Source organism: Pseudomonas fulva (assembly GCF_023517795.1).
GTDB lineage: Bacteria > Pseudomonadota > Gammaproteobacteria > Pseudomonadales > Pseudomonadaceae > Aquipseudomonas > Aquipseudomonas fulva_D.
On sequence record NZ_CP082928.1, the window covers coordinates 4,994,417 to 5,011,562 of the forward strand.

General features: G+C 63.5%; 17 protein-coding genes. 12 read left to right on the plus strand and 5 right to left on the minus strand.

What is annotated here, in order from left to right; all coding sequences use genetic code 11:
• Positions 1–37 precede the first annotated feature (37 nt).
• A complete protein-coding gene (gene pyrF, locus K8U54_RS23070) occupies positions 38–736 on the plus strand; it encodes an orotidine-5'-phosphate decarboxylase (RefSeq protein ID WP_249907990.1) in 699 nt (232 codons plus the stop codon).
• A 65-nt stretch (positions 737–801) separates the two neighbouring features.
• Complete coding sequence (gene queF / locus K8U54_RS23075) at positions 802–1,629, plus strand: NADPH-dependent 7-cyano-7-deazaguanine reductase QueF (RefSeq protein ID WP_249907991.1); 828 nt, start codon at positions 802–804, stop codon at positions 1,627–1,629.
• A gap of 90 nt (positions 1,630–1,719) precedes the next feature.
• Here queF and K8U54_RS23080 read toward each other — a convergent pair whose 3' ends face one another.
• Positions 1,720–1,986, minus strand: a complete 267-nt coding sequence (locus tag K8U54_RS23080; protein ID WP_070888129.1) for a DUF4404 family protein — start codon at positions 1,984–1,986, stop codon at positions 1,720–1,722.
• Positions 1,987–2,084: 98 nt separating this feature from the next.
• Complete coding sequence (locus K8U54_RS23085) at positions 2,085–2,762, minus strand: HAD family phosphatase (RefSeq protein WP_249907992.1); 678 nt, start codon at positions 2,760–2,762, stop codon at positions 2,085–2,087.
• Between the two features lie 199 nt (positions 2,763–2,961).
• On the opposite strand from K8U54_RS23085, the gene K8U54_RS23090 reads away from it, so the two are divergent.
• Complete coding sequence (locus K8U54_RS23090; protein WP_249907993.1) at positions 2,962–3,663, plus strand: MlaA family lipoprotein; 702 nt, start codon at positions 2,962–2,964, stop codon at positions 3,661–3,663.
• 83 nt (positions 3,664–3,746) lie between these two features.
• Here K8U54_RS23090 and K8U54_RS23095 read toward each other — a convergent pair whose 3' ends face one another.
• Positions 3,747–4,046 carry a PilZ domain-containing protein gene (locus tag K8U54_RS23095; protein WP_249907994.1) on the minus strand — a complete coding sequence of 100 codons (300 nt, stop codon included), beginning with the start codon at positions 4,044–4,046 and terminating at the stop codon, positions 3,747–3,749.
• 210 nt (positions 4,047–4,256) lie between these two features.
• Between K8U54_RS23095 and rssB the strand changes: the two genes are divergently transcribed.
• Both rssB and rssC read left to right on the plus strand, forming a co-directional pair.
• Positions 4,257–5,441, plus strand: a complete 1,185-nt coding sequence (rssB, locus tag K8U54_RS23100) for a two-component system response regulator RssB (protein WP_249907995.1) — start codon at positions 4,257–4,259, stop codon at positions 5,439–5,441.
• Between the two features lie 8 nt (positions 5,442–5,449).
• On the plus strand, positions 5,450–5,935 hold the full coding sequence (gene rssC, locus K8U54_RS23105; RefSeq protein ID WP_074888670.1) for an anti-sigma factor antagonist RssC: 486 nt from the start codon (positions 5,450–5,452) through the stop codon (positions 5,933–5,935).
• A gap of 60 nt (positions 5,936–5,995) precedes the next feature.
• Here the strand turns inward: rssC and tal are convergent, their stop codons facing one another.
• Positions 5,996–6,922, minus strand: a complete 927-nt coding sequence (gene tal, locus K8U54_RS23110) for a transaldolase (RefSeq protein ID WP_249907996.1) — start codon at positions 6,920–6,922, stop codon at positions 5,996–5,998.
• Between the two features lie 92 nt (positions 6,923–7,014).
• Positions 7,015–8,025 (minus strand): tRNA dihydrouridine(20/20a) synthase DusA, encoded by a 1,011-nt coding sequence (gene dusA, locus K8U54_RS23115; RefSeq protein WP_249907997.1) that lies wholly within the window; start codon positions 8,023–8,025, stop codon positions 7,015–7,017.
• 1,118 nt (positions 8,026–9,143) lie between these two features.
• Between dusA and K8U54_RS23120 the strand changes: the two genes are divergently transcribed.
• The 7 genes from K8U54_RS23120 (at position 9,144) to K8U54_RS23150 (ending at position 17,071) form a co-directional block, all read left to right on the plus strand.
• Positions 9,144–10,553: an LLM class flavin-dependent oxidoreductase gene (locus tag K8U54_RS23120; protein ID WP_249907998.1), complete on the plus strand. Its 1,410-nt coding sequence runs from the start codon at positions 9,144–9,146 to the stop codon at positions 10,551–10,553.
• A 20-nt stretch (positions 10,554–10,573) separates the two neighbouring features.
• A complete protein-coding gene (locus K8U54_RS23125) occupies positions 10,574–11,533 on the plus strand; it encodes an AMP-binding protein (RefSeq protein ID WP_249907999.1) in 960 nt (319 codons plus the stop codon).
• A complete protein-coding gene (locus K8U54_RS23130) occupies positions 11,530–12,300 on the plus strand; it encodes an ABC transporter ATP-binding protein (RefSeq protein ID WP_249908000.1) in 771 nt (256 codons plus the stop codon). Before K8U54_RS23125 ends, K8U54_RS23130 begins: the two co-directional genes overlap by 4 nt.
• Positions 12,297–13,178 (plus strand): branched-chain amino acid ABC transporter permease, encoded by an 882-nt coding sequence (locus K8U54_RS23135; protein WP_249908001.1) that lies wholly within the window; start codon positions 12,297–12,299, stop codon positions 13,176–13,178. Before K8U54_RS23130 ends, K8U54_RS23135 begins: the two co-directional genes overlap by 4 nt.
• Before the next feature lie 4 nt (positions 13,179–13,182).
• Complete coding sequence (locus K8U54_RS23140; protein ID WP_249908002.1) at positions 13,183–14,247, plus strand: branched-chain amino acid ABC transporter permease; 1,065 nt, start codon at positions 13,183–13,185, stop codon at positions 14,245–14,247.
• Positions 14,248–14,329: 82 nt separating this feature from the next.
• The gene (locus K8U54_RS23145) at positions 14,330–15,670 is read left to right on the plus strand and encodes an ABC transporter substrate-binding protein (RefSeq protein ID WP_249908003.1); all 1,341 of its coding nucleotides are present in this window, start codon (positions 14,330–14,332) and stop codon (positions 15,668–15,670) included.
• Between the two features lie 66 nt (positions 15,671–15,736).
• Entirely contained in the window at positions 15,737–17,071 is a 1,335-nt protein-coding gene (locus K8U54_RS23150) for an ABC transporter substrate-binding protein (protein WP_249908004.1), read from the plus strand.
• The last annotated feature ends 75 nt before the right edge of the window (positions 17,072–17,146 follow it).

Genomic DNA, 17,146 nt, shown 5'->3' on the forward strand with positions numbered 1-17,146 from the left:
AATGCGCGGCGAATTTGGCCCGCTCGAGAGTTACCCCATGTCCGTTTGTCAGACCCCCATCATCGTCGCCCTGGATTTCCCGACCCGGGAGGGGGCACTGGCTCTGGCCGATCAGCTCGATCCGAAACTGTGCCGGGTGAAGGTGGGCAAGGAACTGTTCACCAGCTGCGCATCGGACATCGTCGCCACCCTGCGTGACCGCGGCTTCGAGGTGTTTCTCGACCTGAAATTCCACGACATCCCCAATACCACGGCCATGGCCGTCAAGGCCGCCGCGGAAATGGGCGTATGGATGGTCAACGTGCACTGCTCCGGCGGCCTGCGCATGATGAGCGCCTGCCGCGAGGTGCTGGACAGGTTCAACGGCCCGGTGCCGCTGCTGATCGGTGTCACGGTGCTGACCAGCATGGAGCGCGAGGACCTGGCCGGTATCGGTCTGGATATCGAGCCCCAGGAGCAGGTGCTGCGCCTGGCTGCCCTGGCACAAAGGGCCGGCATGGACGGCCTGGTCTGTTCGGCCCTCGAAGCGCCGGCACTCAAGGCCGCGCAGCCGGCGCTGCAGCTGGTAACGCCAGGCATTCGCCCGGCCGGCAGCGCCCAGGACGATCAACGCCGTATTCTCACCCCACGCCAGGCACTGGATGCCGGGTCCGATTACCTGGTGATCGGCCGCCCGATCAGCCAGGCGGCCGATCCTGCCGCTGCGCTGGCCAAGCTGGTCGCCGAGCTGGGCTGATCAGCCCCTTCATTTACGTGCGGCGCCGCTCGCCGGCGCACCCGTTGCACTGCAGGTAACGCCTCATGAATTCCGTGGAACATTCGCCGCTGGGCAAGAGCAGCGAGTACATCGCGACCTACTCGCCCGAACTGCTGTTTCCCATTCCCCGTGCCACCAAGTGGGCCGAGCTGGGCTTGAGCGCCGAGGCGCTGCCCTACCGCGGCGTGGATTACTGGAATTGCTTCGAGCTGTCCTGGCTGCTGCCCTCCGGCAAGCCGGTGGTGGCCATTGGCGAGTTCGCGGTTCCCGCCGACTCTCCGAATATCATCGAGTCCAAGTCGTTCAAGCTGTACCTCAACTCGTTGAACCAGTCGGTGTTCGCCACTGCGCAGGCACTGGTCTCCGTGCTGGAGAAAGACCTTTCGGCTACCGCCGGCAAGCCGGTGGCGGTGCGCGTGCGCAGCCTGGACGAAGCCGCCCGGGAAGGGCTGACGGCGTTGCCGGGTAGCTGTATCGACGATCTGGATGTCAGCATCAGCAACTACACCGCGCCACAGCCGGAGCTGCTCGACTGCGATCCGACGCGGATCGTCGAGCAACGCCTGCACAGCCATCTGCTGAAGTCCAACTGCCCGGTCACCGGCCAGCCGGACTGGGGCAGTGTGGTGGTCGAGTACCGCGGCGCGGCGCTGGCCCCGGCAAGCCTGTTGGCCTATCTGGTGAGCTTCCGCCAGCACGCGGATTTTCACGAGCAGTGCGTGGAACGGATTTTCCTGGATCTGCAGAAATGCCTGCAGCCCGAGTATCTGACCGTCTACGCGCGCTACGTGCGCCGCGGCGGCCTGGATATCAACCCGTACCGCACCACGCTGGCCGAGGTGCCGGCGAACCGGCGTCTGGTCAGGCAATAGGCGCATCCTCCATCACCCACGCGGCCCGGTCAGAAAGGCCGTGCTTAAAAAACCAGCCTGATGGCTGGTTTCGTTTGCGCGGCGCCTGGGTCAGATCCCGATATTGGCCAGGGTCTGCATGATGTTGCGAAGGCTCGCGGCGAGATTCGGGTGGCTCACTTCGAAACGTTCCACCGCCAGATTGACCCCATCGACCAGCGAGGCATCAGGCGTGGTCACCGGTTGCGCCGCCAGTTGCAGCTCGATGTCGCGGGCGATCAGCTCGAGCGACTCGCGATCTTCTTCGTTTTCTGGCGGATGTTCGACCAGTTGCTTGCGCAGCTCTTCCAGTTGCTGCTGCAGATGGTTCGCAGGCATGGGATTCTCCCTCTCTTGATAGGCAAGACAATTGACCATGGGGCGCGACGAAAGGTCAGTACTTCTTGCTTGTCCAGGCCCGACGCAAGCGTGCTGGCTCAGGGCTTCTCGCCCTTGCTGCGGCGAATCTGCAGGTGGTCGAGGCAGGCGGGCAGGTCGGTAAGCTGGTCGATTACCGAATGGGCGCCGAGCCGGTAGAGCGCCAGCGTGGCGTCAGCGCGCAGGCGCTCGCGTTGCAGTTCGTCGAGCAGCTGCCAGTCAGCCAGTGTATGGCCTGCCAGTGAGCCGCAGGCGGCGAGGCCCACGGTCCATAACCCGGCATTCAGGCCGGCCTGCACGAGGCGCGGCTCGCCGCTGACCAGCACGCAGCCTTCCAGGCGCTCGATCTGCAGCGCCGCCAGGGCGTGCCAGCAGGCATCCGGTGCGGGCCAGGTACGCTGGGTGCAGTTCGGGGAGGCTGCCAGCCAGTCGGGCAGACGGCTGGCCAGTCTCTGGGTCAAGGCCTCTGGCAGTTCATCCAGCCAGGCGCAGGGCACCTGCTGTTCATGCAGGCTGCGCAGGGTGCTCAGCGCGCCGGGGGTCGGTTCGGCGCAGCCGTCCAGCTCCAGGCTGGCGACGGCATGACGAGCCGGACTGCCGCCTTCGCGCACCAGGGCCAGGTGGCGCTGGCCGCTCAAGGACGCACTGCGTGCGCCGAAATCCACCAGGCAGCCGGACAGGCCGAACAGGATGGCCGTGAAGGAGGATGAGGCGGCGCAAAAGGCTGGCTGAGGCATGCGATGTCGATCCCTGGCGATTATCGCTGCAACCTTGCCAAGTCAATATGACGAAGACGTGACGCGGCGCACTCTCCAGACCTGCGGTCGCCTGTGGCGGCTCCCGGATGTCGCGGTGCGCTGCCTATTGGCGGCGGACGGCTTTATACTACGCCGCTGCCGCCGGACAGGCCGCGCTCATTAGCCTAGGAGAACAGCAATGCGCTTGATTGGACCCGATTGGATCGCAAGCCTCGGTCGGATGCTGGCCTGTGCCGGCTTGATGGTACTGCCGCTGGCAGGCCAGGCGGCAACGGAAGACCCCTGGGAGTCGTTCAACCGTCCCGTCTTTCGCTTCAACGATACCGTCGATACCTACGCCCTCAAGCCACTGGCCCAGGGGTACCGGGCGGTGACACCGCAGTTCCTGGAAACCGGTGTGCACAATGTATTCCGCAACGTCGGCGATGTCGGCAACCTGGCCAACAATCTCCTCCAGGGCAAGGCGCACGACGCCGGCGTGGACACCAGCCGCCTGTTGCTCAACACTACCATCGGTGTGCTGGGCTTGTTCGACGTGGCGAGCAACATGGGCCTGCAACGCAGCGATGAAGACTTCGGCCAGACCCTGGGCGTCTGGGGCGTGCAGAGCGGCCCGTATCTGGTGCTGCCGCTGCTCGGCCCAAGCTCGCTGCGCGACGCGCCGGCCAGGATCCCGGACAGCTTCCTGACGCCCTATCCCTACATGGACCATGTGCCGACGCGCAACGTCACCCGCGGGGTCAATATCGTCGATACCCGTGCCAGCCTGCTGGACGCCGAGCGCATGATCAGCGGCGACAAGTACATCTTCATCCGCAATGCCTATCTGCAGAACCGCGAATTTCGCGTGCGCGATGGCGATGTGGAAGACGATTTCTAGGAATCGGGGAGGGCGGTTGCCTGGTGGCCGAACGGCCTGAGCGAGGCGTGATGGAGGCTGGCTCCATCACGTAACCCGGTGTTTCAGTTCATCGAGGTCACGGCGACGCCGAGAACCTGCCGGCCATCACCCAGATCCGTTACGCGTACCACTTCCGCGTCGGTTTCCAACCCCTTGAGCGAATCGTGAGTGGACGGAATCAGCACGCTCACCCTGTCACCCACCTTCGCCTGACATTGCGCTTCGAGCTGCATGCCGGTGCTCGACAGGTCCCGGCACAACGCAGGAACGCTCTGGCCGCCATGAGTGAGCGTTACCTGGGTCTCCAGGCGCATGCGAATGTAATCGCGCTTTTCCGTGTAATCACGATCATTCTGACTCATCGGGCTATCCTCATTGTAGGTCGGGGCTGTGCTGCGATTCTTATAACCCCCGCCCATTTGAGGTGTAAAGCTGCTCGGCGGCTAACGGCGCCTGTTGAATCGCGCTGAGGATGGGAGTACCGTCTGCGCCTTGACGCGAACCGTGTACCCGCGCAGGTCGTTGGCTGCGTTTACGCTAACCATCCCCGGCGCAGTTTGCCTGGAAACCCCATGCACAAAACCAGTGCCACATTGCTGCTGATCGATGATGACGAAGTCGTCCGCGCCAGCATTGCAGCCTACTTGGAAGACAGCGGCTTCAACATCCTGCTGGCCAGCAACGGCCTGCAAGGTCTCGAAGTGTTCGAGCGCGAACGGCCCGATCTGGTCATTTGCGACCTGCGCATGCCCCAGGTCGATGGTCTCGAACTGATCCGCCGTATCAACGCGCTGGAAGTCTCCGCGCCGATCATCGTGGTCTCCGGCGCCGGGGTGATGACCGATGTGGTGGAGGCGCTACGCCTTGGCGCGGCCGATTACCTGATCAAGCCCCTCGAGGACCTGGCCGTGCTCGAGCACTCGGTGCGTCGTGCGCTGGATCGCGTGCACCTGCGCCAGGAGAACGAGCGCTACCGCGAGAAGCTGGAAACCGCCAACCGCGAGCTGCAGGCCAGCCTGCACCTGCTGCAGGAAGACCAGAACGCCGGGCGCCAGGTGCAGATGAACATGCTGCCGGTCACCCCCTGGGAAGACGAGGGGCTGTCGTTCGCCCACCAGATCATCCCCTCGCTGTACCTGTCCGGTGATTTCGTCGACTACTTCCGGGTCGACGAGCGCCGCGTGGCGTTCTACCTGGCGGACGTTTCCGGCCACGGCGCCTCGTCGGCCTTCGTCACCGTGCTGCTCAAGTTCATGACCACGCGCCTGCTCTACGAGTCGCGGCGCAACGGCATGCTGCCCGAGTTCAAGCCGTCGGACGTGCTCAGCCATATCAACCGCGGCCTGATCAACTGCAAGCTGGGCAAGCACGTGACCATGCTCGGTGGGGTGATCGACGAAGCATCCAACCGGCTGACCTACAGCATCGGCGGCCACTTGCCGCTACCGGTGATGTACACCGGTGGCCAGGCCTATTACCTGGAAGGCCGCGGCCTGCCGGTCGGCCTGTTCAAGGAGGCCGATTACCACAACCTGGAAATCGACCTTCCCGAATCATTCAGCCTGACCTTGCTGTCCGACGGCATTCTCGATTTGCTCGACGGCGACAATCTGCAGGAAAAAGAAGCCTTGCTGCCCAAGCTGGTCAGCCAGGCAGGTGGAACCCTGGACGGGTTGCGTAGCGTGTTTGGACTGGCCAATCTGGCGGAGATGCCGGATGATATCGCCTTGCTGGTGTTAAGCAGGAACCTTGCATGAATCCTGGGATAAGCCCCGGTAGAATCCAGTTCGCCGAGCAGGATGGTACCTTCGTCCTCAAGTTCATCGGCGAAGTGCGCCTGACCCTGTGTTCGGCTCTGGATTCCACGATCGAGAAGATTTTCACTGCGCTGAACTTCTCCGCCATCGTCATCGACCTGACGGAAACGCGCAGCATCGACAGCACCACCCTGGGGCTGCTGGCCAAGCTGTCGATTCTGTCACGACAGAAGGTGGGCCTGTTGCCGACCGTGGTGACCACCCACGCCGACATCACGCGGCTGTTGCAATCGATGGGCTTCGATCAGGTGTTCAACATCATCGACCAGCCCTACGAGTGCCCGAATTGCCTGGCCGACCTGCCGTCCCAGGATCAATCGGAAGACGTGGTGCGCGCCCACGTGCTGGAGGCGCATCGCATCCTGATGGGCCTGAACGAGTCGAACCGCGCGGCCTTCCATGACCTGGTCAGTGCCCTCGAACAGCATCCCTGAAGCCCGGCCATAAAAAAACGGGGCGCCGACAGCATCGGCGCCCCGTTTTGCATTTCAGGGTCAGCTGTTGGCGGCGAGCAGCTTTTCCAGTTTTTCCTGATCGCGGGCGAACTGACGGATGCCCTCGGCGAGTTTTTCGGTGGCCATGGCGTCTTCGTTCATGTCCCAGCGGAACTGGGTTTCACTGATGCGCGCTTCACTCTGCCCGGACACCTCGGTATCGAGCTTGCGCTCCAGGGTGCCGTTGTCGTCGGCCAGTTGCTGCAGCAGCTCGGGGCTGATGGTCAGGCGGTCGCAGCCAGCCAGCTGTTCGATCTGGCCGATATTGCGGAAGCTTGCGCCCATCACCACGGTCTTGTGGCCCTGGGCCTTGTAGTAGTCGTAGATGCGCGCCACCGACTGCACCCCAGGGTCTTCCGCGCCCACGTAGTCACGGCCTTCGGCCTTCTTGTACCAGTCGTAGATTCGCCCCACGAACGGCGAGATCAGGAAGGCGCCGGCATCGGCGCAGGCACGGGCCTGGGCGAAGGAGAACAGCAGGGTGAGGTTGGTCTGCACGCCGGATTTTTCCAGCTGCTCGGCGGCGCGGATGCCTTCCCAGGTCGAGGCGATCTTGATCAGGATGCGCTCGCGGCTCACGCCGGCTTCTTCATACAGCTCGACCAGGCGCTTGGCACGGCTCAGGGTGGCCTGGGTGTCGAAGGACAGGCGCGCATCCACCTCGGTGGAAATGCGCCCGGGGATCACCTGCAGGATTTCCCGGCCCACGGTCACGCCAAAACGGTCACTGGCCAGGTCTACATCACCCTTGCTGACCGCCACCGCCTGCTTGAGCAGGTCGGCGTAGCGGGGCAGCGCGGCGGCCTTGAGCAGCAGGGACGGGTTGGTGGTGGCGTCGACCGGCTTGAGGCGGGCGATGGCGTCGATGTCGCCGGTGTCGGCAACCACGGTGGTGAACTGCTTGAGTTGATCCAGCTTGGAGGTCATGTCACGGCCTTGTCGATTCGGGGTGTCACGACCTTACCTGAGCCTCGGTTGCCGCTCAACTGGTGGCACGGCCGTTGAGCGGCCGTGCTGCCTCAGCGGCCCTGCAGCAGCTCGGCCGCCTGGTCGAAAATGGCCAGCGGCTGGTCGCTCTTGTGGATGTCTGCAGACAATAATTGACGGAAGCGCCGCGCCCCGGGGAAGCCCTGGGCAAGGCCCAGCATATGGCGCGTGACGTGGTGCATCAGGCCGCCAGCGGCCATATGCCGCTCGATATAAGGGCGCATGACCAGCATCGCCTGGTGCCGACTGACTGGCTGGCGTTCGCTGCCGAACAGTTGCCCGTCGACCTCCGCCAGCAGATACGGATTGTGGTAGGCCTCGCGGCCGAGCATCACCCCGTCGAAGGTCTGCAGGTGCTGCCTGCATGCCTCGAGCGTCTTGATGCCGCCATTGAGGACCAATTCGAGATCAGGAAAGTCCTGCTTCAATTGCGCGGCGATATCGTAGCGCAGCGGCGGAATCTCGCGGTTTTCCTTCGGCGACAGACCCGAGAGAATGGCGATGCGTGCATGCACGGTAAAGCTGCGACAGCCGGCATCGCGCACCTGGCCGACGAAATCGCAGAGCTCTGCGTAGCTGTCGCGCCCGTCGATACCGATGCGGTGCTTGACGGTGACGGGGATGCTCACCGCATCGCGCATCGCCTTGACGCACTCGGCCACCAGCGCCGGATGGGCCATCAGGCAGGCGCCGATCATGTTGTTCTGCACCCGGTCACTGGGGCAGCCGACGTTGAGGTTCACCTCGTCGTAGCCCGCCTGCTCGGCAAGCCGTGCACAGGCCGCCAGGTCGGCCGGGTTGCTGCCGCCCAATTGCAGCGCCAGGGGATGCTCGGCCTGGTCGTAGTGCAGAAACCGCTGGGTATCGCCATGCAGCAACGCGCCGGTGGTGACCATCTCGGTATAGAGCAGCGCGTGCTGCGACAGCTGGCGCAGGAAGTACCTGCAGTGGTGGTCTGTCCAATCCATCATCGGCGCCACGGAGAAGCGGCGGGATAGCGCGTGGCCGGTATCGGCGGGCAGTGAGGATAATTCTGGGGGCATTTTGCTCAAGTCTGTTCGATGCTTAATAAGGCTGGGCTGCCGTTTTTAGCCTGGGGCATCAGGAAGGTGGCAGATGCAAACATTCGCCGGCATGAGTGGCGAGCGGGGCGGTAACGCCATGGTCTGGGTTGGGTAACGAGTGTGAATTCGGCTGCGCCGTGAGGTCAGTTTACCAAGAAAGCTGCCCCTGCGATCGAAATGGCCTGCTGCGCTCAAGGCCAGCAGCCAGGGGCAATGGCTTCTCGGCGCCGGGGGCGGGGGCAGATACGCTTGCCTGGCCGTTTGTCGAACGGCGGGCACTTCGCGCCGCCGGTTTCAACCAATCTAATACGCGCAGACGCTCTGCGCCTGACAGTGGAAGACAAGAACGGCCCGGCAGCACCCTATCAAGGGCCATCCGTTAACAGCTCGACGCAGGGGCATGGTTCGAAGCAGGAGCAGGATGCCGTCAAATCGGAAGCAGAGCATGACGGCGATTCAACGCCGCCTGCAGACGGCCAGGGTACGCCTGACGATGACCGGCAAGGCGATGACAGAGTCGATTGTTCGATGTTGCAGCTGAATTCCTGAAGCCCAGCGCTAGCGCTGGGCTCTTTCAACCCTGTCCTGGTTCCTCTGGCCGTCGTCCTTCTGCTCGCAAGCGCAGCGTTTCGGCAACCCGTGGCGCGTCATCAAAGCGCTGAGGCCGATGCCTGTTTCGCTCACCGGGGAGTGGCGCAGATGGCCGGGAAGTGGGCTGGCAGCCGGCGTTATGCTTGGGGGAGGATGCATGAGCTCGTTGATGCCGGGCGTTGCGCAGAGCAGGCGCGGCCATCGCCGACAGGGTGAGCGCATGCTGGATCCATATGGCGCATGGCTTGGTGGCAACGAGCGACTATCCCAATCACAAGGAGCGTGCTATCGAAGCGCCCCGCATACGGTCTGACGCCGACCCAGGCTTAAAGCTGTTGAATGCCGCACAGCGGATCAACACCTCTTGCCCGCATGGGCACACCATCATTGTTTATGTAATCGCTAAATACTTGTTATTAAAGAAAATATCAGTTGGCATGGATTCTGTTGGTAAGTGATTAAACAGTGCCACGACAAGGTGCTGGCCTTATCGACCAGGAGTCCCCATGTCACGTGAAATTCGTTTGAACGCCTTCGAGATGAACTGTGTCGGCCATCAGTCACCTGGCCTGTGGCGGCACCCCAAGGATCGCGCCTGGCAGTACAAGGATCTGGAGTACTGGACGGATCTGGCCAGGTTGCTGGAGCGCGGCAAGTTCGACGGCATCTTCATCGCCGACGTGATCGGTATCTACGACGTGCTGGGCGGCAATGGCGACGCGGCCATCCGCCAGGCGACCCAGGTTCCGGTCAACGATCCGCTGGCGCTGATCACGCCAATGGCCCTGGTTACCGAACACCTTGGTTTCGGCCTGACTGCTTCGCTGACCTTCGAGCATCCGTATCCCTTCGCCCGGCGCCTGTCGACCCTGGACCACCTAACCAAGGGGCGCATCGGCTGGAACATCGTCACGTCCTACCTCGACAGCGGTGCGCGCAACCTCGGGCAGAAGGCCCTGAGCGATCACGATGCGCGCTACGACTACGCCGATGAATACCTTGAAGTGCTCTACAAGCTGTTCGAAGGCAGCTGGGAGGAGAGGGCGGTGGTGCGTGATCGTGAACGCGGGATCTTCACCGACCCGAGCAAGGTTCATGAAATCCGTCACCAGGGAGAGCATTTCCAGGTGCCTGGCATCCACCTCTGTGAACCGTCGCCGCAGCGCACGCCGGTGCTCTACCAGGCTGGCGCATCGAGCCGCGGCAAGGACTTCGCGGCCGGGCACGCCGAGTGCGTGTTCGTCGCCGCACCGTCCAAGGCGATCCTGAAGAAAACCGTGGCAGACATCCGCCGTCGGGCTGCCGAAGCCGGGCGCGATCCACGCAAGGTGCTGATCTTCAACCTGCAGACGGTGATCGTCGACGAGACCGACGCCAAAGCCCAGGCCAAGTGGCAGGAGCTGAAATCCTATAGCAGCTACGAGGGGGCGCTGGCGCTGATTTCCGGCTGGACCGGTATCGACTTTGGCCAGTACCAGCCGGATCAGGTGCTCAAGCACATCCACACCAACGCCATTCAATCGGCAGTAGAAACCTTCTCTACCGCCGACCCGGACAAGCAGTGGACGGTCCAGGAACTGGCTGACTGGGTTGGCATTGGCGGCTTCGGTCCGCTGATCGTCGGCAGTGCGCAGACCGTTGCCGACGAGCTGCAGGCCTGGGTCGAGGAGACCGACGTGGACGGCTTCAACCTGGCATATGCCCTGGCCCACGAAACCTTCCGTGATGTGGTCGAGCTGCTGGTGCCCGAGTTGCAGGCACGCGGCGTGTACAAGACCGATTATCGCTCCGGAACCCTGCGCGAGAAATTGTTCGGTGATGGCCCGCGACTGCCCGCCAACCATCCGGGCGCCGGTTATCGCGACCTCAGCCAGCAGCGTAAAGCTGCCAGTGTCAGCCTGGCCGAGCCGGCCTGACTCGGCAGAGGAGCCGTCGCATGAGCATTCATGAGTTCTACCCGCCATTGCCTGAGGTGGTGGCCGACAGCGCACTGACGGCGCTGCAACGTTGGGCTCGGGAGCGGCCGACGCAGATCGCTCTGCGCCACCGCCGCCTTGGCGCCTGGAAGGCCTGGCGCTGGATCGATGTGCAGCGCGAGGTCGAGCGAGTCGCCGATGGCTTGCGCCAGCAGGGTTTCACCCCTGGGGCGCGACTGGCGTTGAGCGGTGCCTTCGAGCCGAGCCTGCTGATTCTGGCGTTGGCTGCCCAGCAGCTTGGTGGCCAGAATCTGGTGATCGGCCGCGATAGTCGTGGCGATGAGCTGCAACGGCTGCTGCGCCATGGGCGTCCGGCGTTTGCCTTCGTCCAGCGCCGTGAGAACGTGTCGCACTGGTTAGGCAGCGGCCTTGTCGAGTATTGGCCGCTGCGCCTGTTTTCCGCCCAGGCCAATGCCGTGAGCAATGGCTTGTGGCAGGTGCAGCCACTGTCGACGCTGTTTGTCGGCGAGGCGCCGGTAGCGCAGCGTCAGGGTTGGGCGCAGGTGGCCGAGGATGATGTGCTATGGGTCGATGAGGGCACCGAATGGCGTGAGGGATTGAGTTATTTGCTGAGTCGCTGGCTGGAACATGGTGAGGGTCTGGCCTTCCCGGAAACCAGCGAGTCAGCCGGTCGCGATCGCCGCGAAATTGCCCCGACCGGATTGTTGCTGTCTGCCGCGCGGGTCGAGGCGCTGGCTGGCGAGATCGAGGCCCGTCTACCCCCAGCGGGCAGTTGGCGGCGGCGCCTGTGTGACTGGACGCTGGCGAATCCGCACCAAGGCATGCGCCGCTGGCTGAAGGAGCGGGTGCGGCGCTTGCTCGGTTTCCACCGGCTGCGCCGGATCGAGGTGCCGGGTGCGCCTGCCGGTGCAGTGCTACGAGGCCCGTGGCTGGATGAATATCTGGAGCGGGCGGCATGAGCGCCTTGCTGGAGATACGCAACGTGTCACTGTCGTTCAAGGGCGTGAAGGCGATTTCCGATCTGTCGTTCAGTGTCAGGCGTGGTGAGATTTGCGCCCTGATCGGCCCGAACGGGGCTGGCAAGAGCTCGCTGCTGAATATCCTCAATGGGGTCTACCAGGCCGATGCCGGGCAGCTGTACTTTGCCGCCAAACCGTTGCGCCGGCCACACCCGCTGAAGGCTGCTCGGCTCGGGATTGGCCGCACCTTCCAGAACAATGCCCTGTTCAAGAAGATGAGTGTGCTGGACAACCTGCTGACGGGGCTGTCGCGCTTCCAGCGCAGCTTCTTTCTCGAGCAGGCGCTGGGCCTGCCACGTGCCCGGCGTGAAGCGCGCGCTTTCGCTGAACGCGCCGAGAGCGTGCTCGAGTTCCTCGAGCTGCAGCCCTGGCGCGACGTTGCCGTGGGCAGCCTGGCCTACGGCCTGCAAAAGCGCGTGGAGCTGGGCCGCGCACTGATCGCGCAGCCGACTCTGTTGCTGCTCGATGAGCCGATAGCGGGGATGAACGCCGAAGAGAAACGGGACATGAGCCGCTTCATCGCGGACATCAACCGCGACCTCGGCACCACGGTGATTCTCATCGAACACGACATTCAGGTGGTCATGGGGTTGTCCGGCCACGTGGTGGTGCTGGACTACGGGCGCAAGGTCGGTGATGGCACACCGGCCGAGGTTCAGGTCAATCCCGATGTGATCGCCGCTTATCTGGGGACGCCAAACGGATGATCTTTTTTCTGGAAACCCTGATCGGCGGGTTGCTCGCCGGCACTCTGTATTCGCTGGTGGCCATCGGCTTCGTGCTGATCTACAAGGCCAGCGGTGTGTTCAATTTCGCCCAGGGCGCGATGCTGCTGTTTGCCGCGCTGACTTTCGTCAGCCTGCACGAGCAGGGGCTGCCTTTCGCCTTGGCGCAGGCTGTGACGGTGCTGGTGATGATCATCGGCGCGCTGTTGATCGAGCGGCTGGTGCTGCGGCCGCTGGTCAATCGCTCGCAGATCACCCTGTTCATGGCCACCCTCGGCCTGTCGTTCATCATCGAGGGCCTGGCCCAGGGGCTGATGGGCGCCCAGGTGCGTGCGCTGGATCTGGGTATCGAGGACATTCCGCTGTTCGTTGGCGAGATCATGATCAGCCAGTTCGACCTGGTCGCCGCGAGTGTTTCGGCCCTGCTGGTGGTGGTGTTGGCTTTGCTGTTCAACCAGACTCGTATCGGCGTGGCGCTGCGGGCGGTGGCCGACGATACCCGTGCCGCGCTGTCGCTGGGCATCAACCTGAATCGCATCTGGCAAATCGTCTGGGCCGTAGCGGGAGTGGTCGGTCTGGTTGCCGGGCTGCTCTGGGGCGCGCGCCAGGGCGTGCAGTTCTCGCTCTCGCTGGTGGTGCTCAAGGCGCTGCCGGTGCTGATCATCGGCGGCTTCACCTCGATTGGCGGGGCCATCGTCGGCGGGCTGATCGTCGGCGCAGCGGAAAACCTTGCCGAGGCCTACATCGGCCCGCTGATCGGTGGCGGCATCACGCCCTGGTTCGCCTATTTCCTCGCCCTGATCTTCCTCTACATTCGTCCGACCGGCCTGTTTGGCGACCGGGCCATCGAACGGGTATGACGCCATGATCGCTTCCGTTTCACGCCTGCGCACCCGCTTCGACGAAGCGCCTCTGATCCTGGTACGCCATCGCTGGCCGCTGGGGTTGTGGCTGTTGCTGCTGCTGGCTTTCATCGCGCTGCCCTTGCTGGGCAACGACTATTGGCTCAACGCGATCCTGATTCCCTTCCTGGTGTTGTCGCTGGCCGGGCTGGGGCTGAACCTGCTGACCGGCTACACCGGGCAGACCTCGGTCGGTGCCGCCGGCTTCATGGCGGTGGGGGCTTTCGCGACCTACGGTCTGCTGCTGCGTGTGCCTGGGCTGCCTTTGCCGCTGGCGCTGATCGGCGGCGGGCTGATCGCCGGCCTGGTCGGCTTGCTGTTCGGCATTCCCAGTTCGCGGATCAAGGGTTTCTACCTGATGGTCACCACGCTGGCTGCGCAGTTCTTTCTGGAGTGGGTGTTCGCCAAGTTTCCCTGGTTCTACAACTACGCCTCGTCCGGAACCATCAGTGCGCCGCGCCTGGAATTGTTCGGCTACAGCCTGGCCACGCCGGTCGGCCGTTACCTGCTGACCCTGAGTTGCGTGGTGCTGCTGACCTGGGTGGCGGTCAACCTGGTGCGTAGTCAGGTCGGCCGCAACTGGATGGCGATCCGCGACATGGATACCGCCGCGGCAGTGATCGGCATTCCGGTGGATCGCTACAAGCGCCTGGCCTTCGCGGTCAGCTCCTTCTACCTGGGCATCGCCGGGGCGCTTTGGGCCTTCGCCTACCTGGGCACCGCCAGCGCCGGGAGTTTCGATATCAACCGGTCGTTCCAGATCCTTTTCATCATCATCATCGGTGGCATGGGCAGCATCGCCGGCAACTTCATCGGCGCCGCCTTCATCAGCTTTACACCGATCTTGCTCAACCACGCCGGGCAATGGCTGTTCGACGGCAGCGTCGATGCCGGGCAATTGCAGAACCTGCAGAAGATCCTCTTCGGCAGCCTGATCATCTGGTTTCTGATCAAGGAGCCGGAAGGGCTGGTACGCCTGCTCGGCGACCTGCGCGAACGCATCAGGGTGTGGCCGCTGAGATTCTGAGCCCCACGATTTGAACGCTACCACGAACCTTGACCCGACCCCGGGAAAGGAGGTTTCCAGCACTGCACAAGAAGTACACATCATGCGCAAAACCTTGCATCGCCACCTGCTCGCCAGCCTTTTCGTGCTCGGCGCTCAGGTCTTGTCACCGGCCATCGCCCAGGCCGCCGATAACCAGCAGTTCATTCCCATGGCCACCTACCGGGTCGGCGCCTATGCGTCCAGTGGCATTCCCTGGTGGGCCGGGGAGATCGACTACTTCCGCTACATCAACGAGGTGGAAGGCGGCATCAACGGCGTCAAGCTGGTGTGGCAGGAGTGCGAGACCGAGTGGAACGTCGATCGCATCGTCGAGTGCTATGAGCGCTACAAGGATGGCAAGGATGGCGCGCCGACGGCGTTCTTCTTCACCCACAGTACCCCAGGCTCCTATGCGCTGATGGAGAAGGGCGCGGCCGACCGCATCCCGTTGATCGATGGCGCGGGCGGACGTACCGAGTCCACCGACGGCAGCGTGTTCCCCTATGCCTTTCCGCTGCTGTTGAACTACTACAGCCAGGCCTCGGTGGGCATCAACTACATTGCCGAGCGCGAGGGTGGTTTCGACCAGCTCAAGGGCAAGAAGATCGTCACCGTCTACCACGACTCGGCCTACGGTCGCGAAACCCAGGCGCCGATGAAGCTGCTCGCGGAAAAGTACGGATTCGAGAACATCCAGATCCCGGTGGCCGATCCGGGCAACGAGCAGTCCGCGCAATGGCGCCAGGTGCGGCAGATCAAGCCGGACTGGGTGTTCCTGCGTACCTGGGGCGTGTCCACTCCGGTGGGCATCAAGACCGCTGCGCGCTTTGGCATTGCGGTGGATCGGATCATCGGCGACGTCTGGGCCGGTTCAGAGGCTGACGTGATCCCTGCTGGCACGGCGGCCAAGGGTTACCAGGCCCTGGCGCCGTTCCCCGGTGGCGACGGTTTCGAGATTCACCAGCGCCTGCGCCAGCATATCCTCGATGCCGGCAAGAGCGACCTCAAGGACAAGCGCTACTTCGGCAAGGTGTACTACAACATCGGCCTGATCAACGCCGCGATTGCCGTCGAGGCACTGCGCACTGCCCAGGGCAAATTTGGTAACCGCCCGCTCACCGGCGAGGAAGCACGCTGGGGCTTCGAGCATCTGGACATCGATGCAGCGCGTCTCAAGGCCAGCGGTTTCGAAGGGCTGTTGCCACCGCTGAAACTGTCCTGCTCTGACCACGAGGGCGGCGGTGCTGCCCGTGTGCAGCAGTGGGATGGCGATAAGTGGGTGCTGGTGACCGACTGGGTCCAGGCCGACCGCGCCACCCTGCGTCCGCTGATCGAAACCAAGTCCGCTGCCTACGCCAAGGAAAAAGGCATCACCCCACGCGACTGCGCCAACGAGCAATAAGACCCTATCGACAACCAGCGCCTGGCCGCCGTTGTGCAGATCGGGCGCGTGAGTAGAGAAAACAGCATGAATGCAACCCTGAAACGTAGCTTCGCCGCCTTCGGCCTGGCGCTCGCAACCTGCGCCGCGCTGCCGGTGACGGTCCAGGCGGCCAATGAACAGTTCTTCCCGCTGGCCACCTACCGGGTCGGTGCCTATGCCTCCAGCGGCATTCCAGTGTGGGCCGGGATGATCGACTACCTGCGCTACATCAACGAGGTGGAAGGTGGCATCAATGGCGTCAAGCTGGTCTGGCAGGAGTGCGAGACCGAGTGGACGGCGGAGAAGGGCATCGAGTGCTACGAGCGCTTCAAGAATGGTCTGGGTGGCGCACCGGTGGCGGTCTACCAGCCCAATGGCGCGCCGGCTGCCTATGCCCTGGCGGACAAGGCTGCGGCCGACAAGATCCCGCTGATCACCCTCGGCTACGGCCGCACCGAAGCCACCGACGGCAGCGTGTTCCCCTACAACTTCCCGGTGATGCTGACGTTCTACAGCGAGGCTTCGGCGTTCATCAATTACGTGGCCGAGCGCGAAGGCGGGCTGGACAAGCTCAAGGGCAAGAAAATCGCCACCGTCTACCACGACTCGGCCTACGGTCGGGAAACACAGGGGCCGTTGAAGCTGCTGGCAGAAAAGTACGGTTTCGAGAACATCCAGATTCCCGTCGCCGATCCGGGTAATGAACAGGCTTCGCAATGGCGCCAGGTACGGCAGCTCCAGCCGGACTGGATATTCCTGCGCACCTGGGGCGTGTCTACTCCGGTGGCGATCAAGACCGCCGCACGTTTCGGCTTTCCGGTCGATCGCATCATCGGCGACATCTGGGCCAGCTCCAACGAAGACGTGCTGCCGGCCGGCGAGGCGGGTAAGGGCTACCTGGCGCTGACGCCCTATCCGGGCGGTGCCGACTTCGACATTCACCAACGCATCAAGGAACACATCCTCGACAAGGGCAAGAGCGACCTCAAGGATCCGAAGAGTTTCGGCAGCGTGTACTACAACTCCGGTCTGGTGAACGCCGCCATCGCCGTCGAAGCGATTCGCGCCGGGCAGAAGAAATTTGGCAACCGGCCACTCAACGGCGAGGAAGGTAGCTGGGGCCTCGAGCACCTCGATCTCGACGATGCGCGCCTCAAGGAGATCGGTTTCCTTGGCCTGATGCAGCCACTGAAGCTTTCGTGCAGCGACCACGAGGGTGGCGGGGCCGCCAAGGTTCAGCAGTGGGATGGGCAGCAGTGGAAGCTGATCACCGACTGGGTTCAGGCCGACCGTGTCACCCTGCGTCCGTTGATCGACGCCAAGTCGGCCGAGTACGCGAAAGAGAAGGGTGTGACGCCTCGCGATTGCAATGCGCAATAGCCGCCTGCCGCGAACAGGCAGCGGGGTTCAAACGTGCGACATACAACCGGGCGCGAGTGTGCCCACGGAGGATAC